This is a genomic window from Enterococcus sp. R12 (assembly GCF_058135755.1).
Genome location: NZ_CM176874.1, coordinates 882,694 through 898,156 on the forward strand (window position 1 = coordinate 882,694; position 15,463 = coordinate 898,156).

Here is a 15,463-nt window from a genome sequence, read left to right on the forward strand (position 1 = left end):
ATAATAGGTTTTGTAAGCGAATACAAACGATGGAGGAATCAATATGAAAAAATTTTACTGGGGAAACAGTGTCAGCAGTATGCAGACAGAAGGTGGTTGGAATGAAGGCGGTAAAAGCTTATCCGTTTATGATATACGGGAAGCTTCGGAACAGGCTAGCGATTGGCATGTAGCAAATGATAACTATCATGCGTATACAGAAGATTTTGATTATATGCAAGATTTGGGGATGAACATGTATCGTTTCCAAATTTCTTGGTCAAGGGTCGTTCACGATGGAGATGGTGCCTTTAATGAAGAAGGGATCGCCTATTACGATCGTTTTATTGATGATCTGTTAGCTCGAGGGATCGAGCCTATGATTTGTTTGTACCATTTTGATATGCCTCTGCATCTGGCGAAAACCTATAACGGGTTCATCAGCAAAGAAGTGAAGGACGCATTCATTCGTTTCGGAAAAGAAATGGTGGATCGTTTTGCGGATAAAGTCCATTATTGGTTAACCTTTAACGAACAAAATCTTTTCCACCAAGACCATGGTTTTAAGATCAGCGGCTATTTAGAAGGGGAAGAAACGACAGAAGAATTGTATCAGATTTTCCACAATGTCATGGTTTGCCATGCAGAACTCTGTAATTATCTTCATGAAACAACAAATGCGAAGATCGGCGGCATGCTGGCGTATTCTGAGGCGTATCCAGCGACTTGTCGTCCACAAGACATCAAAGCAGCAAGAGAGTTTGATGAATTTGCGAACTTTACTTTATTAGATTGCTATGCGCACGGCAAGTATTCGGCAGCACAAGACCGATACGTGAAAAATCATCAACTCAATATGAATATTTTACCTGGGGAATTAGAAGCGATCGCAGCGCAGAAAAATGATTACATTGCCTTTAGCTATTATGCTTCTTCTACCTTGAATGCTGAAAAAATTCCTGAAGGAACGCCGCCGAATCGGTACATGACTTTTGGAAAACAAGACAATCCGTATATTGAAACGACGGAATGGAATTGGCAAATTGATCCGCTCGGCTTCCGTGATGTCTTAAATAAAGTCTATCAGCGGTACCGGTTGCCAGTGTTTCCGATTGAAAACGGGATTGGGGTCAGAGAGCATTGGAATGGCAAAGAACCGATTCAAGATGATTACCGTATTGCCTACCATCAAGAGCATATTCGAGCGATGTTTGAAGCGATGGTGGAAGATGGAGTGGTCTGTCTTGGTTATCTTGGTTGGGGGCTGATCGACATTTTGAGCTCGCAAGGTGATATGGAGAAACGATACGGACTCGTGTATGTCAATCGTGGCAACCATGAGTTGCGAGATATGAAACGTGTACCGAAAAAATCGTATGAATGGTTCAAAGAAATGATCAAAACGAATGGTAGTACGATCTATACAAACCCATATACAGAATAGGAGGAACAAAAATGGCAGCAGAAAAGCGCACGTTTTTAGATAAATTTACAGAGTTTTCGGTCCGTCTCGGCAATCAGGTTCATCTCAAAAGTCTTCGTGATGCGTTTGCGACCTTAATGCCTGCCTTTATTATCGCAGGGATCGCTGTGTTGTTTAATAATGTCTTCTTTCCATGGTTTTTAGAAGGGGCTACCTTGGCGCGAATGCAAGTGTTTGGCAATTCCATCACCAATGGAACATTGAATATCGCCGGTCTGCTGATCGCCCCGATGATCGCTTATTTTCTTTGCCGCAATAAAAACAATCCGAGCGCCATCAATGCAACCTTTGTGGCAACGACTTGCTTAGTGGTCATGTTGTCGATGGCTCATGCCGTGATGCCAGAAGGCGCTCAAGCAGAAGTGACCATCAGTGGTGTGATGCTATTTGACGATGTCGGGACCAAAGGGATGTTTTCTGGAATCATTTGTGGGTTAGTTGCCACGGAATTATTTATTCGACTGTCAGAAAACAAGCACCTAAAAATCAATTTAGGGGATCAAGTTCCTCCTGCCGTCAGCAAATCCTTCAGCACGTTGATCCCTGCTATTTTGGTGATTTCCTTCTTTGCCGTAGTTGCGACCGTGCTAGCAGCCTTTGATACCGACCTGATTCAAATCATTTCAACAGTGATCCAAGAACCACTGCGTTTATTGAACACATCGATTTTTGGGTTCTTGATCATCTATTCAACGGGCAATTTTCTGTTTACTTTAGGCATTCACCAAACCGTCATCAATGGCACCTTGTTAGATCCATTGCTGTTAGTCAATATGAATGAAAACATGCAAGCCGTGCAAGAAGGCGCTACGCCACCCAATATCTTAAATTCAGCATTCGTGACGGTTTTCGCACAACTAGGCGGGACTGGATTTACGATCAGCTTGATCATTGCAGTGCTCTTATTCGTCCGCAATTACCAACCTTTTCGGGATGTCGTCAATCTATCCCTAGCTCCGGGTATTTTTAATATCAACGAGCCAATCATCTTTGGTTTACCGATCGTCTTCAATTTACCCATGATCATTCCCTTCGTTGCAAGTCCAATTGTGGCAACGTTGATTGGCTACTTTGCTACCGCAGTAGGATTCATTGAGCCGCTTTCTGTGATGGTTCCTTGGACGACACCACCAATTCTTAGTGCATTGTTGGCATCAAAAGGGGATTTTAAAGTTGTTTTGGTTCAAGTGATCATCATCGTCGTCTGTGTAGCAATCTATTTTCCATTTTTAAAAATCGCTCAACGGGTTGCAATCAAATCTGCTGAATTGGAGCGGGCAGAATAAACAAGCTAGTGTTTAAGTAAAAGAACGAAAGAGTAGAGAAATCTACTCTTTTTTGATTGTTCTGAATAAAAAAGTGTTCTTTAACTCCTCAAGAATGGTTCAAAAGTCAGAGATTCAATGATTTTTCAGCAAAATCTATAAATCGAATAATGTTTTGTTAAAAAATACTGCTTTACTTTCGTTATGTCACCGTTTACAATGAGCTTGTACTCGGTTGTACACACTGGTTTAAAGTTGTCTATAGTGGTGTATACATGTACGCAATGAATGAAGGAGGTGATTGTATGATTATCAATCGTAATGTTTCCAAGCCGATTTATCTTCAAGTGGCAGACTACTTGAGAAATGGTATCTATGCTGAGGAATGGGGAAAGGGGGAACAAATACCGTCAGAGAATCAAATTATGACGGATCTTGAAGTCAGTCGAGGTACAGTCAAAAAAGCAGTGAATATGTTAGTTGAAGAAGGGCTTCTCCATCAGATACAGGGGAAGGGTACCTATGTAACAGAAGGAAATATTTCCTATCCTTTAGGAAAAGGGTTGCTTTCTTTTGCTGAATCTTTGGAAAGTCAAAAATTGTCTTATGAAACAAAAGTTATCACTTCTGAATTTCGAAATGCTACGAAAGAGATCGCGACAAGACTCAGTATTAATGTTGGCGATGAATACCTGTACATGAAACGGATTCGATATGTTGAAGGTGAAAAAGTCATGTTGATTGAGAACCGTTTAAATGCAGAGCTGTGCAAGGGAATCGAAGCGCATGATTTTAATCACGAAAGCCTATTTCGTGTAATCGAACAATTGACTGGCAGCAAAATTGCGTATTCAGAAAGTCGGTATGCTGCGAGAGTAATGGGAGAAAAGCGAGCGCTAGAATTAGAGGTTTCACCGGATTCGCCCGTTCTTCATTTAGAACAATTAGTTTATTTGGAAGGAGGAACCCCTGTCGAATTTGGAAATGTCTGGTTAAAGGCTAATAAATACTACCTTGGAACGATCCTTCAAAGGGAGGAAATTTAATTGCCATTAGTAAACGGATTCACATTGTTAGATATTATAAAAGAACGGAAAGTCATTGCGGGAGCATTCAATACGACGAATTTAGAAACAACTATAGGAATATTACAAGCAGTTGAAAAGACAGGCATCCCAACATTTATTCAAGTTGCGCCTACTAATATAACGCTTGCTGGGTACGAATACTTAGTTGATATGGTTTCACGATATGCAGAAAAGATGGACACACCTGTTGCATTACACTTAGACCATGGCAAAAAATTTGATGATGTGAGGAAAGCGATACGCGCAGGATTTACCTCAGTTATGATTGATGGTGCTGCTTTTGATTTTGAAGAAAATATTGCCTTCACTAAACAAGCAGTGGAATTTGCGAAATCGTATGGTATCCCAGTTGAAGCGGAACTTGGTGCTATTCTTGGGAAAGAAGATGATCATGTTTCTGAAGCCGATGCAAAAACGGATCCTCAACAGGTGAGAGAATTTGTTGAGCGGACAGGTTGCCACATGTTAGCGGTTTCTGTCGGCAATGTTCATGGATTAGAAGATGAACCGAATATTGATTTTGATCTATTAAAAGAAATCAATGAAGTATCACCAGTTCCATTAGTGATCCATGGTGGATCAGGTATCCCAGATGAACATATCCATCAAATGGTTGAATACAATGTTGCCAAAATCAATATTGCGAGTGATTTGCGGCAAAGCTTTATTAGAAGTGTCGGGAGAGCGTATGAAGAAAACCCGAATGAAGCAAACTTAATCAAAGTGCTGCAAAAAGCAGAGGATTCGGTTTTTAAGACGGTTCACGAAAAAATCTTGAGTATGAATAGTGTGGTGCAAAAATAGTGGTAGAAGAATTAACAAATGAAGAAAACATTTTTGTTGATATTGAGATCTCAAATTTTGAAGAGCTTGTGGAAATAATCGCGCAACCATTACTTGAAAACAATGATGTGACTGTGGATTTCCCTAAGCAAGTGATAGAAAGAGAACGAGTATTTCCCACAGGATTACCGACACAACCGATAGGCGTGGCGATTCCCCACACGAATCCAGAATTTGTATACAACAATAAAGTAACGATTGCCACCCTGAAAACTCCGATACAAATGGAAATTATGGGGGGAATGGATGAAGGAACGGTCGATGTTTCAATTGTTTTTCTTTTAGCACTGGGAGAATCAAATAAACAATTGAATATTTTACAAAAATTGATGGGGATCTTAAATCAAGAAGAAATCTTAAAAGCATTAAAGAATAGCAGCAAAAAAGAAATTTTTGCTTTTGCTAAAAATGAATTGAACTTTTAAAAATAGGAGGAAAAAAAATGGCTAAAAATCTTTTATTCGTATGTGCTACAGGTATTGCAACTTCAACAGCAGTTACTGAGAAGGTAATGGAATTTTTAAAAGAAAAAGGCTTGAATTCAGTGAATTATTCACAAACAAATGTTGCTTCAGTTCAATCGAATTCTGATGATGCAGACTTGATCGTTTCAACAACAAAAATACCTTATGAGTTAAATGTTCCAGTAATCAATGGATTAGCGCTTATTACAGGTATCAATGAAGAGAAGGTATTGAACAGTATTTATGAAAAACTAACAGAAGGAGAATAAAATGGGGGATCTTACACAGAAATTATATGATGGTGTGCAATATATTTTAGGGTTTGGACCAACAGTTATGCTGCCTTTAGTATTGTTCATTTTGGCACTATTTTTCAAAATCAAGCCAGCGAAAGCACTGAGGTCTTCTTTAACCGTGGGAATTGGGTTTGTCGGCATTTATGCGATTTTCGATATATTGACTAATAATGTAGGTCCTGCAGCACAAGCAATGGTAGAACAAACAGGGATCAATCTTCCAGTAGTTGACTTAGGTTGGCCGCCTTTATCAGCAATTACATGGGGATCACCGATTGCTCCATTTGTTATTCCACTAACGATGTTGATCAATGTAATCATGATCGCAATCAAGCAAACGAGAACCGTAGACGTTGATATGTGGAACTATTGGCATTTTGCGCTTGCAGGAACCTTAGTATATTATAGCACAGGTAGTTTTTGGTTGGGAATACTAGCTTCTGGTGTGATCGCAGTCATTGTCTTCAAATTGGCAGACTGGGCAGCGCCCATGGGAGAAGAATATTTTGGTCTAGAAGGAATTTCATTACCGACTGTTTCTTCTATTACTTTTTTTCCAATCGGTTTGATTGGAAACAAGCTGATCGACATGATTCCAGGCATCCGCAAAATTGATATCAATCCGCTGACGATTCAAAAAAGATTTGGAATTTTCGGCGAACCGATGATGGTGGGAACGATTTTAGGTTTATTATTAGGAATCGTTGCTGGATATGATTTACAAGGGATTTTAACGACCGGTATCAGTATCGGAGCGGTAATGTTTATCTTGCCACGAATGGTTCGTATTTTAATGGAAGGATTGCTTCCCCTATCAGAAGCAATCAAAAAGTTCTTGAATGAACGTTATCCAGATAGAGATGATCTGTATATAGGTCTCGATATTGCCGTGGCGATTGGTAATCCTGCGATCATTTCTACTGCATTGCTCTTAACACCGATCGCAGTTGTATTGGCATTTATCTTACCAGGAAATACGGTTCTTCCTTTGGGAGATTTAGCTAACTTAGCAGTGATGGCGTCAATGGTAGTTCTTTCGACTAAGGGAAATGTTTTTAGAGCAGTCTTGATTGCAATTCCAATCATGATTGGTGATCTTTATATTGCTTCAGCAATCGCCCCTTTCATCACTACTATGGCAAAAGATGTGAATTTCAACTTTCCAGAAGGTTCGAGCGGCCTTGTTTCAAGCTTCTTGGACGGTGGGAACCCTTTACGATATTGGTTACTACAGATTTTCAATGGGAATATCATTGCTCTTGGTCTGATTCCTGTAGTTGGAGTGGTTATATTCTGGATTTATAAAGTAACTTACAATCAAACGCATTTAATTGATAAAGGAACTGCACAATGACCAAAAATCTTGCCATTACGGTTGACATAGGGACAACGAATGCGAAAGTTACTTTATTTGACTATACTACAGGAGAAATTCGTGAAAGGGCCTCTTTTCCTACGATAAAAATAGAGGATAAAGAGGGTGAATTATTTGATCATCAGGCAATTTGGGGACAATTGGAAGCAATCTTGAAATCATTTGTAGTCCAAAACAAGGAGAAAATCGATTCAATCACTATAGCCAGCGTTGGGGAGGCAGGTGTTTTGCTTGATCAAGAAGGAGTAGTTGTAACTCCAATGATCGCTTGGTATGATCAACGGGCAAGAGAATATATCGAATGCTTATCAAAACAACAGAAAGAAACGATCTATCGGATCACTGGGTTACCGGCGCATTCTAATTATAGTTTGGGGAAAATCAAGTGGCTGATGGATCGAATTAAGAACAAAGAGCAAGGTCCATATTTGTGGTTGAATATTCCTGATCTTTTTGCTTACTATTTAACGAAAAGAAAAGTGACGGAATATTCATTAGCCAGCAGAACAATGTGCTATGACATTGAAAAAAAAGACTGGTCCAATGAACTACTGAGCTATTTTGACTTAGATGGGATGATTCAGTTTCCAGAAGTCATCTCTGCAAGCACTATTATTGGTTATACCACAGATTCTGGGTTACCTATTTTAAGTGATGAAAAAATAGCTATACGTATTGCTGGACATGACCACATGGTGGGTGCTTTTGGAATCGAATTACAGGAAAACGAGCTTTTAAATTCAACTGGTACGACAGAAGGCCTACTTCAATTAATGAAAAGTCCAGCAAATAATCAAGAAAATTTCGGGAAATCATTGTCAAATGGTGTTTTTATTGATGCGCAGATGTACACGATTTTTTCCTCTATGCCAACGGGAGGGAGTGCCTTTGCTTGGTATCAGCAGCTATTTAACAAATCCAAGGAACAATTAACTAGCGAATGTGGCCAATTGCTTAATGAGTATCTAAAAGATAAAATCGTTCCATTAGAAACTGGTTTTTTTATTCCGCATTTAAATGGTTCAGGCGCTCCTTTTAAAAACGGACGTTCGAAGGGAATGCTCTATGGATTGGACCTGACGACGCAAGCTAAGGACATTCTTTTTGCCTTAGTTTTAGGACTAGTTTTAGAACTAAAATTAGTAACTGAATGCTTTGAGCATAATATTGCTGACAGAATTGTTGTTATTGGTCCAGCAATCAATAATCCGTTATGGCTGCAACTAAAAGCAGATGCGATGAACAAAGAGTTGAAAGTCATTAATATCGATGAGGCAGTGTCCTTTGGCGCACTAAGAATCGCCTATCCGACGTTTACTGCAAAACTACCTTCGGAAACTTACCAACCGAATCCAAAGCGAGCAACAGAACTTTCTCAAGTTTTTGAAAAATATCAAACGCTGTATCAAAGCAAAAAACAAATAACGAAAGGAAAGCTCACTTCTTAGAAGGGGCTTTTCTTTCGTTAATACAATTATTGATTGGCAGAATTGTTAATTAGGTAAGATAAAATGGTATACTATCCCAAAAGGAGCGACTATGAAACTTTCAGAAATGCAAAAAGCGATTTATCAAAACAAAATCGATCACCAATTCAATGTCACAAATATTGAAAAAGAGTTTTTAGCTTTATATGGTGAAGTAGGGGAAGCCTTTGACGCGTATCGGAAGCAACAAGAGGTAGGAGAAGAATTGGCGGATGTGGCGATTTATCTTCTTGGGTTAGCGGAAATCCTTTCCATCGATCTTGAAGCAGAGATTCATAAAAAAATGGCCGTCAACCAAAAGCGTCGTTATACGAGTTATGGCAATGGCTATGCCAAACGAATCGATAATTGATACACGCACAAAAACTAGTGGATTCCTCGAGTATAGGCCCTTACCGAAATATAGATGGAAGCAGGAGATAGGATGGAAAAGAATGTAAGCATGCGTGAATTAACCACGGCGGATTTAGCAGAAGTTGTGGACCACTATATTGCCGTATTTTCAGCAGAACCATGGAATGACCAATTGACAGTGCCGCAAATCACCGACTATGTATCTTCAATGATGGCAATGAATACTTTTATTGGTTATCGACTAACAGACCGAGCATCGAATGAATTGATTGGTCTTTCATTAGGCTTTATCAAGCCCTGGTATCAAGGAAAAGAGTATGTGATCGATACCTTTTTAATTACTGGCACGCATCAAGGAAAAGGCCTTGGTTCCACTTTTTTAGAAAGAATCAAAGAGGATCTGCTCAAGAAAGAGATTCCAACGATTTTGTTAGATACCGAAGAAAGTATGCCAGCAGCGGATTTTTATAAAAAGAATGGCTTTAAACCACTACCAGATAATGTGAGCTATTATTTATCTCTAGATTAATCCAAGCATGTCAATAAATAAAAAAGTCTGCGAAAAAATCGCAGGCTTTTTAGTTATGCACAGTTTCAACAGGTTTATCCACAATATGTTGTAGGAACATGTTTTCGCCTACTAAATATTGGGTGTGTGGTTTTTAGAAAAGGATTTCAAAGAGATTCTTATGGACCAATGAGCGTAAAAGTGAAAAAAGTACTGAAACGCTTATAGAATATAGCAAAATTTATCTAGATGAGAGGCTCTGTTGGTACCGATCAGCTAATTTCTATCATCTTCGCGATAGGTTTTGCGATACTGTAGCGGCGTTAAACCAAATTTACGCTGAAATCTTTTGCTAAAGTAGCTCAAGTGATTGAAGCCAACGTGGTAGCAGATGGTTGAGATCGGCTCATCCGTTTCGATCAATAGGTTTTTGGCTTGAGACAATCGATAATCAATCAGATAGTTGATTGGGGTCAATGTCGTGTATTGCCGAAAAAGGGCGGTACAAGTACGTGTATTGATGGCAGCAGCTTTAGCGATCGCAGGAACCGTTAATGGTTCTTGATAACGCTCATGGACAAATGCCAGCATTAAGTAGATAGTTTCTTTCTTGGGTGAAGCAGGTCTTGCAGCCATTAGCTGTGAAAGGGCAGCTAAAAACAATTCATAGAGAGTAAATCGTTGTTCAATAAGCAGAGGCAGACGCACGGTTTGAACAAATGCTTGATGTTGGGCGGTTAAGGTTAAGCGCCGATAGCTGCGGGTGCGATCGTGGACTAATTGTTCGATCGCTTCTTTAAAAACAGGGTCAGCAATAAAGCCTGAAGAAAAATCAAAGCAGCAATATCGGACGTTTTCTGAAGCTAAAACAGCACCATGGAGTACACGGCTATTAATAATGATCGCCTCATTCTTGCTTAGCAAAATTTGCTCGTCGTCTATCGTATACACGAAGCTACCTTCTTCGACCCATACAATTTGCAGCTCGTCGTGCCAATGCAGAGGCAATTGGTCGCCACGCTTTTGTTGCAAGCAACGTTGATAAATTGCGAAGGAGCGATTTGTAGTTGTATGTTTGGTCGTTTCTTCGTTTTCTTCTGTGCGTTCAAAGTACATACCGCACCACCTTTTTACAGAATAGTGTTAAAAACAATCAGGATATTGACAAAAGTTCACTATCTGATTCGGTATAATACTAACAAAGTAAAGTGAAAGACAAAAGGTGTTTTTATGAAAAAAACAGTTGGGATTGTTTATGCTTGTTCAGCAGCAGCTTTGTGGGCAGTTTCTGGCATCGCTGGACAAATTTTATTTACGAAATATAGTATTTCAGCAAATTGGCTCGTTTCAACACGATTGGTTCTTTCAGGGTGTTTGTTGCTAAGTATTGGGTTAAAGGATCGCGCCCGTTTGATTTCCCCATTTCGTGAGAAAAAGGACTTCATTCAGCTGCTCTTGTTTTCTTTCTTAGGCATGTTTCTCGTTCAATTTACCTACTTTAAAACGATTGAGCAAAGCAATGCTTCGTTTGCAACGATTATTCAATATACTGGACCTTTCTTTGTTTTACTCTATGCTGCGATAGCCAAAAGGCAGCTCCCCTCTTTAAAGACATGTTTCTGGTTACTGGTAACCTTACTTGGTGTGACGGCTGTGGCATCAAAAGGACAGATTGAGCAATTAGCGACTTCCCAATCTGCGCTAGGCTGGGGGTTAGCATCAGCGATATCACTAGCTTTTTATTCTATACAGCCGCGTAAACTCTTGCAAAAATATGGGAGTTTACCAATTGTCGGCTGGGGGATGTTGATTGGTGGAGGCTTGGCGAATGTGGTTCATCCAATGTGGCAGATTGATAGTCAACTGAACGTTCAAGTGATTCTTTATTTGTTGGTGGTCATTTTATTTGGAACAGCACTAGCGTATTTGATTTTTTTAACAAGTTTACGCTATTTATCCTCAACACTTGCAACAGTTTTAACAGCAGTTGAGCCACTGCTGGCTGCTTTCTTATCGATCATTGTTTTTCATGATCACTTCACAGTGGTGGAGCTAGTAGGATTTATGGCAGTTATAGGGAGCATCATGTGTTTACAAAAAAATATGGAGTGAGTTAAGTAATGAAGTAATAGAATAATGAAATCTCTCTATGTTCCTTTATCAATGAAGGAACATAGAGAGGTTTTTTTAGTTATACCCATATCAAAAGGGTTACCCACCAAATATTAGGAAAACTTATTTTCGCCTAATAAATATTGTATGTTTAGAGTTTTTTGATGATGAGAAGGATAGTGGAAAGTTCCAAATCGTTGATCAAAACATCGAAGCTTTTTTCTAATTTTCTTAAGATCTTTGCAATAATCAAAGCATCTTGCTTAAATGTTTTCATTACAGCGAGATTTGCTTTGGCAATGTTGGGTGAACGGTTTTCTAATAACCGTTCGATCAGACAAGCTAAGTGCATGAATAAGCCAATGGATTGATCAAGGGAAAGAGGATAAAGGGCGCAAATCTCATCAATGACTTCTGGCAAGACCATTTTTAATTTGCCAATGTCGGTATACTTGAACGAATCAGCTAAGTAATTATAGACTTCTGTGTAATCAAAGAATTGCGTCTTTACGGGCTCAAATAAAAGTAAGCGATCGAGTGTTTCCTTTGGTGTCTCAAATACTTTCCCAATTGAGATAAAAGGAATACCGAAAATGTTAGGATCATAAGTCCCAACAAAAGCATGTACTTTATAGACTTTCTTTAAGTTACTCACTTCTTTGATTAGTTCATTTCTCGAAGAGATAGCCAGTGCTTTAACTTTCATACCAAGTTTTGAGTAACTTTCGATGTACCGTTTTAGTTGTTCTGCGCCTCCTTCTCCGGTATGGCATAAAGTAATGATCAATTCATATCCTTTTTCCGCTTTTTGTAACAAGTCGTTCATACTCATACTGACCGTGTGATAGACATAATCAATATCGGTTTCCATTGCACTTTTTCGAGCTGCTTCGATGCCGATAAGAGTTATAGGTAAGTAAATCAGTCGAAGCTTACAATTTAATTCCTCAGCGATCGTTTCAACAATCGTTTTTATTGAACCCATATCATAAAGAACGATCACACCTTGTCCTTGATCAATTCGTTTGATGACTTGTTTAATTTCGATCATCGACTGGCGAGGTGTGCTATCAAGTTTCATGTCGTAGCTATAAATGTTATTTGTCTGAGTCAGCATGTTTGTTGTTTCAGCCAATGAAGAAGCTGTTCGATTTCCATGCATGAGATATAACAATACTGGATGACCGGTTAATTGAGTCTGCTCTTGGTTAATCAGAAAAAGTAAAATCAGAATAATCTCATCTTTTGGTAAATTCAAGTTGAGCTGCTTTTTTAATTCAATCGAAAGCTGAACACTTAGCGCATATTCCTCAGGGTATTGTTGAATAAATTGAGTGACTTCCTCTTGCGAGAGGGTTTGTCGATTGGAAGCCAGTGTCAATAAGGAGTTGATATGAAGACAAAGCCCATAAAATACGCTTGATTTAAATTCTCTGTTGAGTTCCTTTTTACAGGTTTTTAGCCAGAAATCAACAATTTGAATGACTTTAGCATCGACGATTTTTGCTAATTGAGTAATGTTATATTGATCATCAAAGACATTGTAATAGTTGTACTTATTAAAAAGATTTTGCACATACTTGTTCATTAGGGGAGTGATCGTTAATTCATTGATGCCGCTCTCCGAAAGTGATTGATATTGATTGCGAATCTCCTCATAAAGGTATAAGCGTTCATTTTTTCCAAATTCTTTTAAGTAACCCTCATTCTTATCATAAATAATATGCTCAACATTTCCGAATAGCTCGTCGAAAACCATCGCATTTTCTTTCACCCGTAACAAGCTCTGTTTGATTTCTGGTTTGAAATCAGCGAGGGAAAGAGCAATATCTTGGTCACCCTCATTGATTACGCGAACATACCCTTTGGCACAAGCAGCTGTAATATCCATTTTCAGCTCTTTTACTTGATAAGAAAAATTTGCTAACAATAGACCTCGGATCACTTCTGAGGGAACAACGATTGTACGTCTAGAATGAACGGCTTCTCTGGAAAAGAAATGATTGATCAAGTCAAAACGTTCTTTATAGGAGCGCTTCTCTATTTCAGGCAATTCGATCGTCAGTGGAATCGCTTGATTAATTAAAAGTTCTTTTGAAGGCATGATTGATAAGATCACCATCACATTATTCGGCTGAGATTGCTTTTTTTCTTGAAATAGGGGGATTTTGTTGTTTAAAAAATCTAAAATTTTGTTTTGCTGCTTCGTGTTTAATGAATCGTATGCTTCTAGAAAAAGAATACCAGACCAAGCTTTCTCAAATACGCTATTGGCATAATCCTCGTTGGTTCCGAAAAGATCCTCATCAAGCAAATGAGGATCTTTGGAATAATTTCGACAATTAATTTTTATATAAGGAGCTTCTTTAGTCAGCACCTGTCGCTGTTTGGCAAAATCTACTAGTGTATCAACAAAGTAACTAGTACCACAGCCTGGTTTGGCTTGAATCAGCACATTTAATGGATTTTTTGGATATAAGACGGCGGCTTTTGCCAATTGAATCGCATTTTTAAGGCTTTGATTGGCACCAATGATGACGTCAAATGCATCCTTTTCAGCGATTGGTTCTGCTAAAGAATAGAGAACAGGTCTCGATGTGGATTTCACTAACTTCTTTTCTTGAACAAGTTGATTAAGAAGGGTGCTGGCATTCGATCTTTGTAGATTCAATGCCTCAGCAACCTGCTTTGTAGTCAGACCATTCACTTGTTCTTGATTGGTGTAGATTTGATTTTGGATAAAGTCAAATACGATAGCTTTCATTCTACTCATAGTTTTACTCCTTTGAAACATTCTCAATGTATTGGCTTAGAAATCGCCTATCCCCATTCTATGTCAATTCATCAGGACAAATTAGTCCTCCTCTTCTCATGGATTTTTTTTTGGATATCGAATAGAGTATCAGACATTCTTCCTAAATAGACACCTTCGCTAAAGAGCCGCATCAGTCGGTTTTGTTTTTTCATTTCAAAACTTTCGATGTGCTGTTCGAATTGTATCTCTAAACCGTTTTCATTTTCTTGTGTTGTGTACTTAAGAAAATATGTCTCATAGGAAGAGGAGATTTTGACTTCATAAAGTGTGCCACGAATATAGTTGATCACGAAAACTGAAATTTCCATTTGGGTTTTGGAATCAGTTTTTTTGTAATTCAGTCCTTTCTCAATCTTTGTTTTCGTGAGCTGACATTCGCGAATGAGTTCACTTTCAAGATAGTCATAGAATTCGTTTTCGCTTATTTGTAACGTTCGTTTGATTTTCATGAGTGTATTATAGGGGGAATTAATTGAGGGTGCAACCGACGGTATTTTCTAGAAATTGACAAATTTTATACAACTATTTTATAGGATTATACAGTAGGAAGAAATTGATTTACTTCTTTATACACTAGTTATAGAAATGGATGAATGAAGGTATTATTTTGATTTTTTCAGATTTTAAAGGTTGTTTTTGTGAAACTTAGTGTATAAAAAATTTTTTTCGCGAAATGTAAGCGCTTGATTAAAAAGGTGTTTATGATAGTTTTGATTTTGTAAGTGAGAAAAAAATTGGGAAGGAAGAGTCACTATGGAAAAAATAAACAATACAGAGTCGGCAGCCATGAACTTGATTGCTAACTCAGGAGATGGGCGTTCCTATGCATTCCAAGCATTAGAGGAAGCGCGTAACGGCAATTTGGAAGAATGTAATCTTTTATTGAGAAAATCGGATGATGCGATCAAAAAAGCCCATCAGGCACAAACAGAGCTATTATTTTCAGAAGCAAGGGGGGAAAAGCAAGAAATCAATGTCCTATTGATACACTCACAGGATCATTTTATGACAAGTATGTTAGCCAATGAATTGATCAAAGAAATCATTCGATTCTATCAAAAATAAAATGGAAAGAAGGGAAATTCATGAAGAAGATGAAAATTTTATTGGTTTGTGCTGGAGGTATGTCTACCAGTATTTTGATGCAAAAAATGAGTAAGTACTGGAAAGAAAATGATATGGAGTTAGACATTAAGGCCGTCGGACTATCGGAATATCAGGATGTTTATCAAGAGTATGATGTAGTGATGGTGGGACCACAGGTCTCTTATCGTTTGAAAGAAATCGTGGAAAATACTGGTTTGCCAACTGAAGCCATTCCATCTTTTGATTATGCAATGGCAAATTGCTCGAATATTATGAAGCTCGCAACGAAATTGTATGGTCAAAAGTAA

16 protein-coding genes are annotated in these 15,463 nt (G+C 38.4%); 13 read left to right on the forward strand and 3 right to left on the reverse strand.

All coding sequences use genetic code 11. The features are described from left to right. The first annotated feature begins 43 nt into the window (after window positions 1–43). The 10 genes from ACTW1R_RS04160 to ACTW1R_RS04205 all read left to right on the forward strand — a co-directional run bounded on the left by ACTW1R_RS04160 (window position 44) and on the right by ACTW1R_RS04205 (window position 9,163). The gene (locus ACTW1R_RS04160; protein WP_489927457.1) at window positions 44–1,423 is read left to right on the forward strand and encodes a glycoside hydrolase family 1 protein; all 1,380 of its coding nucleotides are present in this window, start codon (window positions 44–46) and stop codon (window positions 1,421–1,423) included. 11 nt (window positions 1,424–1,434) lie between these two features. Next, complete coding sequence (locus tag ACTW1R_RS04165; RefSeq protein ID WP_271814826.1) at window positions 1,435–2,748, forward strand: PTS sugar transporter subunit IIC; 1,314 nt, start codon at window positions 1,435–1,437, stop codon at window positions 2,746–2,748. A gap of 254 nt (window positions 2,749–3,002) precedes the next feature. Continuing rightward, window positions 3,003–3,773, forward strand: coding sequence for a GntR family transcriptional regulator (locus ACTW1R_RS04170; protein WP_240935591.1), 771 nt, complete (start codon window positions 3,003–3,005; stop codon window positions 3,771–3,773). Further along, entirely contained in the window at window positions 3,774–4,619 is an 846-nt protein-coding gene (locus ACTW1R_RS04175) for a class II aldolase (RefSeq protein ID WP_167821614.1), read from the forward strand. It abuts the gene before it with no gap. Then, window positions 4,619–5,083, forward strand: coding sequence for a PTS sugar transporter subunit IIA (locus ACTW1R_RS04180; protein WP_167821615.1), 465 nt, complete (start codon window positions 4,619–4,621; stop codon window positions 5,081–5,083). Before ACTW1R_RS04175 ends, ACTW1R_RS04180 begins: the two co-directional genes overlap by 1 nt. 17 nt (window positions 5,084–5,100) lie before the next feature. After that, window positions 5,101–5,391 (forward strand): PTS sugar transporter subunit IIB, encoded by a 291-nt coding sequence (locus ACTW1R_RS04185; RefSeq protein WP_086294728.1) that lies wholly within the window; start codon window positions 5,101–5,103, stop codon window positions 5,389–5,391. A gap of 1 nt (window position 5,392) precedes the next feature. Further along, a complete protein-coding gene (locus tag ACTW1R_RS04190; protein ID WP_086294729.1) occupies window positions 5,393–6,772 on the forward strand; it encodes a PTS galactitol transporter subunit IIC in 1,380 nt (459 codons plus the stop codon). Next, window positions 6,769–8,241, forward strand: coding sequence for an FGGY-family carbohydrate kinase (locus ACTW1R_RS04195; RefSeq protein WP_167821616.1), 1,473 nt, complete (start codon window positions 6,769–6,771; stop codon window positions 8,239–8,241). Before ACTW1R_RS04190 ends, ACTW1R_RS04195 begins: the two co-directional genes overlap by 4 nt. Before the next feature lie 91 nt (window positions 8,242–8,332). After that, a complete protein-coding gene (locus ACTW1R_RS04200) occupies window positions 8,333–8,632 on the forward strand; it encodes a MazG-like family protein (RefSeq protein ID WP_016610558.1) in 300 nt (99 codons plus the stop codon). 72 nt (window positions 8,633–8,704) lie between these two features. Further along, window positions 8,705–9,163, forward strand: a complete 459-nt coding sequence (locus tag ACTW1R_RS04205; protein WP_081118375.1) for a GNAT family N-acetyltransferase — start codon at window positions 8,705–8,707, stop codon at window positions 9,161–9,163. Between the two features lie 255 nt (window positions 9,164–9,418). Here ACTW1R_RS04205 and ACTW1R_RS04210 read toward each other — a convergent pair whose 3' ends face one another. Next, a complete protein-coding gene (locus ACTW1R_RS04210) occupies window positions 9,419–10,258 on the reverse strand; it encodes an AraC family transcriptional regulator (protein ID WP_016610560.1) in 840 nt (279 codons plus the stop codon). 114 nt (window positions 10,259–10,372) lie between these two features. On the opposite strand from ACTW1R_RS04210, the gene ACTW1R_RS04215 reads away from it, so the two are divergent. Then, window positions 10,373–11,254, forward strand: a complete 882-nt coding sequence (locus ACTW1R_RS04215; protein WP_142967826.1) for a DMT family transporter — start codon at window positions 10,373–10,375, stop codon at window positions 11,252–11,254. Between the two features lie 151 nt (window positions 11,255–11,405). On the opposite strand, the gene ACTW1R_RS04220 is transcribed toward ACTW1R_RS04215, so the two are convergent. Together ACTW1R_RS04220 and ACTW1R_RS04225 are read right to left on the reverse strand one after the other, a co-directional pair. Continuing rightward, the gene (locus tag ACTW1R_RS04220) at window positions 11,406–14,027 is read right to left on the reverse strand and encodes a PRD domain-containing protein (RefSeq protein WP_167821617.1); all 2,622 of its coding nucleotides are present in this window, start codon (window positions 14,025–14,027) and stop codon (window positions 11,406–11,408) included. A 71-nt stretch (window positions 14,028–14,098) separates the two neighbouring features. Then, window positions 14,099–14,518, reverse strand: a complete 420-nt coding sequence (locus tag ACTW1R_RS04225) for a DUF3284 domain-containing protein (RefSeq protein WP_005225314.1) — start codon at window positions 14,516–14,518, stop codon at window positions 14,099–14,101. A gap of 304 nt (window positions 14,519–14,822) precedes the next feature. Between ACTW1R_RS04225 and ACTW1R_RS04230 the strand changes: the two genes are divergently transcribed. Beyond that, complete coding sequence (locus ACTW1R_RS04230; RefSeq protein ID WP_005225315.1) at window positions 14,823–15,134, forward strand: PTS lactose/cellobiose transporter subunit IIA; 312 nt, start codon at window positions 14,823–14,825, stop codon at window positions 15,132–15,134. A gap of 20 nt (window positions 15,135–15,154) precedes the next feature. Next, window positions 15,155–15,463 carry a PTS sugar transporter subunit IIB gene (locus ACTW1R_RS04235; protein WP_005225316.1) on the forward strand — a complete coding sequence of 103 codons (309 nt, stop codon included), beginning with the start codon at window positions 15,155–15,157 and terminating at the stop codon, window positions 15,461–15,463.

Bases quoted from the DNA above. Each gene is read 5' to 3' on its own strand.
- ACTW1R_RS04235 (WP_005225316.1), top strand. From the start codon at position 15,155: ATGAAGAAGATGAAAATTTTATTGGTTTGTGCTGGAGGTATGTCTACC.
- ACTW1R_RS04170 (WP_240935591.1), top strand. From the start codon at position 3,003: ATGTACGCAATGAATGAAGGAGGTGATTGTATGATTATCAATCGTAAT.
- ACTW1R_RS04225 (WP_005225314.1), bottom strand. From the start codon at position 14,518: ATGAAAATCAAACGAACGTTACAAATAAGCGAAAACGAATTCTATGAC.
- ACTW1R_RS04230 (WP_005225315.1), top strand. From the start codon at position 14,823: ATGGAAAAAATAAACAATACAGAGTCGGCAGCCATGAACTTGATTGCT.
- ACTW1R_RS04165 (WP_271814826.1), top strand. From the start codon at position 1,435: ATGGCAGCAGAAAAGCGCACGTTTTTAGATAAATTTACAGAGTTTTCG.
- ACTW1R_RS04200 (WP_016610558.1), top strand. From the start codon at position 8,333: ATGAAACTTTCAGAAATGCAAAAAGCGATTTATCAAAACAAAATCGAT.
- ACTW1R_RS04210 (WP_016610560.1), bottom strand. From the start codon at position 10,258: ATGTACTTTGAACGCACAGAAGAAAACGAAGAAACGACCAAACATACA.
- ACTW1R_RS04185 (WP_086294728.1), top strand. From the start codon at position 5,101: ATGGCTAAAAATCTTTTATTCGTATGTGCTACAGGTATTGCAACTTCA.
- ACTW1R_RS04195 (WP_167821616.1), top strand. From the start codon at position 6,769: ATGACCAAAAATCTTGCCATTACGGTTGACATAGGGACAACGAATGCG.
- ACTW1R_RS04190 (WP_086294729.1), top strand. From the start codon at position 5,393: ATGGGGGATCTTACACAGAAATTATATGATGGTGTGCAATATATTTTA.
- ACTW1R_RS04215 (WP_142967826.1), top strand. From the start codon at position 10,373: ATGAAAAAAACAGTTGGGATTGTTTATGCTTGTTCAGCAGCAGCTTTG.
- ACTW1R_RS04205 (WP_081118375.1), top strand. From the start codon at position 8,705: ATGGAAAAGAATGTAAGCATGCGTGAATTAACCACGGCGGATTTAGCA.
- ACTW1R_RS04220 (WP_167821617.1), bottom strand. From the start codon at position 14,027: ATGAGTAGAATGAAAGCTATCGTATTTGACTTTATCCAAAATCAAATC.
- ACTW1R_RS04160 (WP_489927457.1), top strand. From the start codon at position 44: ATGAAAAAATTTTACTGGGGAAACAGTGTCAGCAGTATGCAGACAGAA.